At 66.3% G+C, this 3,190-nt stretch carries 2 protein-coding genes and 2 pseudogenes; 1 reads left to right on the plus strand and 3 read right to left on the minus strand.

Annotated elements, in window-relative coordinates; all coding sequences use genetic code 11:
- A pseudogene (locus tag H926_RS27510) lies at positions 1 to 501 on the plus strand (hypothetical protein); the annotation flags it as partial.
- Between the two features lie 268 nt (positions 502 to 769).
- Here the strand turns inward: H926_RS27510 and H926_RS0113420 are convergent.
- The 3 genes and pseudogenes from H926_RS0113420 to H926_RS33345 all read right to left on the minus strand — a co-directional run.
- On the minus strand, positions 770 to 1,894 hold the full coding sequence (locus H926_RS0113420; RefSeq protein ID WP_022676770.1) for a glycosyltransferase family 2 protein: 1,125 nt from the start codon (positions 1,892 to 1,894) through the stop codon (positions 770 to 772).
- An 11-nt stretch (positions 1,895 to 1,905) separates the two neighbouring features.
- Positions 1,906 to 2,961 carry a 3-isopropylmalate dehydrogenase gene (leuB, locus tag H926_RS0113425; protein ID WP_022676771.1) on the minus strand — a complete coding sequence of 352 codons (1,056 nt, stop codon included), beginning with the start codon at positions 2,959 to 2,961 and terminating at the stop codon, positions 1,906 to 1,908.
- Positions 2,962 to 2,974: 13 nt separating this feature from the next.
- Positions 2,975 to 3,190 (minus strand): annotated as a pseudogene (locus H926_RS33345) (DNA recombination protein RecO); the annotation flags it as partial.

Below are 3,190 nucleotides of genomic sequence, written 5' to 3' on the forward strand. Positions count from 1 at the left end.
TGGATGTTCAACGCGCGGCCGATCTGGTTCTTCTATGAAAAGTGGGACGGCGCGCAGCGCGGTGTGCTGATGATCGGCAATCCCTACAGTATGTGGGCAGGCCTGCCGGCGCTGTTGTGGTGCGCGGCCGATGGGGTGCAGGCGCTGCTGCGGCGCGGCCTGGCCCTGCCGGGGCGGTGGTGGCCCACCGGGCGCGACCGGCTCTCCGCGCTCTCAGGCATGGCGGCGCTGCTTTATGTGGGCGCGCTGTTTTTCTGGGCGATCAATGGCAAGCCGGTGCAGTTCTATTACCACTACCAGCTCGCCGCGGTGTTCCTCGATGCCGCGCTCGCCCTGGTGCTGGCGCAGTTGTGGCGGCGCGGATTGCGCTGGCCGACCTGGGCCAGCGTGGCGCTGACGCTGGTCGGCTTCGTCTATTTCTTCCCGATCCTTGCCGCGCTGCCCCTGCCGGGCGTCAAGTCGTTCCAGCTGTTCACCTGGCTGCCGGTGTGGAAGTCATGATGGGCATGGGGTTGCGACAAGCCTGGTCGGTCGGGGGGTGATTCTCCCCTCCTCTTCCGAGGAGGGGCCGGGGGTGGTGCGAACCCTTGCGCCAGGTACCCCCCCCCCCCCCCCCCCCCCGGGGGGGGGGGGGGGGGGGGGTACCTGGCGCAAGGGTTCGCACCCCCCCCGGCCCCTCCTCTGAAGAGGAGGGGGAGCGAGATGTAAAAAAGCCGCCATCGTTTCCGACGGCGGCCCTTGAAAACCCAGGCGAAATCAGCCGAAGCGATCAGCCATACTTGCCCCAGACGAACTTGTTCGACAGCGCGAAGTTCCACACCGATGCCAGCACGATGCCGACCAGCGCGGCCGAGATCGGGTGGAAGCCCACGCGCACCAGGGCGGTGGACACGCCGATGTTGGCAAGCATGCCGAACGCGCAGGTCGCGGCAAACTTGAGCCAGCCGCGCGCCAGCGGGAAGAAGCCGCGCAGGCGCTTGTCGGCATAGGTGAGTTCGTTGTTGAGCACGAAATTGAAGGTCATCGCCGTGATCGCCGCCAGGGTCTGGCCAACGATGAACGCGGTTTCCTTGGGATAGTGGCTCAGCGCCAATTCCCGGCCGAACAGGTGTAGCACCACATAGAGCACGGCCAGGTGGACTAGCGCACCCAGCGCCCCCACCGTGCCGAACAAGGCAAAGCGGGTGGGAATGATGCGGCCAAGCCACTTGTCGTAAAGGCCGATGAGAAATTCAAACACGACGGTCCGATCCAGTTTCGATTCGCCTTCGGCCCGTGCGGCGAAGTTCAGCGGAAATTCCTTTACCCGCAACGGCGCGTCAACCGTGGCGAGAATGTCGAGCAGGATCTTGAAGCCCACGCCCGACAGGCGATGCGCATCGGCGCGCAGCGTGGCGGCCGGCAGCATGAAGAACCCGCTCATCGGGTCAGACAACTGCACGCCCGTCACCTTGCGGGCGATGGCATTGGCCAAGCCGGATGCCTTGACCCGGTCGGGCCGGCCCCAGGCTTCGGTGCTGGCGCCTTCGGCAAAGCGCGAGGCATAGGCCACATCGCATTCGCCGCTGGTGATCGCGGCCAGCATCTGCGGCAGCAGCGCCGGATCGTGCTGATGGTCGCTGTCCATCACCGCGACGATGGGGGCGGCGCTGGCGCACATCCCCTCGATCGCGGCAGAGGCCAGGCCCCGGCGCCCGATCCGTTCGATCACCCGGATGCGCGGATCGGTGCGGCCGATGGCCCGCGCCACATTGGCGGTGCCATCGGGGCTGTTATCATCAACGAAGATCGCTTCCCAGGCGATGCCGGCAAGCGCCTTGTCGAGCCGTTCGACCATCGAGGCAATGTTCTTGCTCTCGTTATAGGTCGGGAGAATGACTGCCAGTTGCAACATGGGGCGCGCGCTTACAGCTTTGCGAGCACCGCGTCACCAATTTCCGCAGTCCCGGCCGTTCCGCCCAGGTCTCCGCCCAGCACGCCATCGGCCAGTACGGCTGCCACGGCCGCCTCGATCCGGTCTGCCGCCTGGGCCAGGCCCAGCGAATGGCGCAGCAGCATGGCGGCCGACAGGATCGTCGCCATCGGGTTGGCCAGCCCCTTGCCGGCGATATCGGGCGCCGAACCGTGGATCGGCTCATAAAGCCCGAACGTACCGTGCGCGGTCTGACGCTCGCCCAGCGAGGCCGAGGCGAGCAGGCCGATCGAACCCACGCACATGCTCGCCTGGTCAGACAGGATATCGCCAAAGAGGTTGCCGGTAACGACCACGTCGAACTTGCCGGGCGCGCGCACCAGCTGCATCGCCGCGTTGTCGACATACATGTGTTCGAGTTCGACCTGCGGATAGTCCTTGGCCACATCCACGATCACGTCGCGCCACAGCTGCGAGGTTTCCAGCACGTTGGCCTTGTCCACCGAACACAGGCGCTTGCCCCGGCCCATGGCCGCGCGGAACGCGACGTGGGCGATGCGGCGCACTTCGCTCTCGCTGTACGACATGATGTCATAGCCTTCGCGCTCGCCCTTGGCGTTCTGGCGAAAGCCCTTTTCGCCAAAATAGACGTCGCCGTTCAATTCCCGCACGATCAGCAGGTCGATCGCACCGGCCACTTCCGGGCGCAGGGCGGAATGGCTTTCCAGGCCGGCGAAGACCTTGGCCGGGCGCAGGTTGGCAAACAGGGTCAGTTCCTTGCGCAGGCCCAGGATCGCCTGTTCGGGGCGCAGGTGGCGTTCCAGCGCATCACAATCGGGATCGCCCACCGCTCCAAACAGGATGGCGTCAGACGCGCGCGCCAGATCGAGCGTTTCAGCCGGCAGCGGATGGCCCTTGGCCTTGTAGGCGCAGCCGCCCACCAGCGCTTCGTCCATCGCGATGCCAAGGTCGAGCGCCTCGATCACGCGGACCGCTTCACGCGTCACTTCGGGGCCGATGCCGTCACCGGGCAAAACCGCAATTTTCATGGTATAGGCCTTTTCAATCCGATCCGATGCGCTTCAGCCTGTCGAGCAGAATCGCGCGGGCCGCCATAACATCGCGCCGCCGTTCGGCAAGCAGTTGGCTTGCGATGGCCGGCCCCTGGGCATCGAGCAGGGCGAGCAGGCCGGGCCAATCCGCCGTGGTGCCACGCGCCGGGGCCAGGCCATGGCCCGCCTCGCGCAGCAGCAGCGCTTCATAGCCGGCCAGCGCCCG

This window comes from Novosphingobium sp. B-7 (genome assembly GCF_000410615.1).
In the GTDB taxonomy this organism is placed as follows: Bacteria; Pseudomonadota; Alphaproteobacteria; order Sphingomonadales; family Sphingomonadaceae; genus Novosphingobium; species Novosphingobium capsulatum.

Coding starts and splice junctions, on each gene's coding strand:
- H926_RS0113420 (WP_022676770.1), bottom strand. CDS start 1,894: ATGTTGCAACTGGCAGTCATTCTCCCGACCTATAACGAGAGCAAGAAC.
- leuB (WP_022676771.1), bottom strand. CDS start 2,961: ATGAAAATTGCGGTTTTGCCCGGTGACGGCATCGGCCCCGAAGTGACG.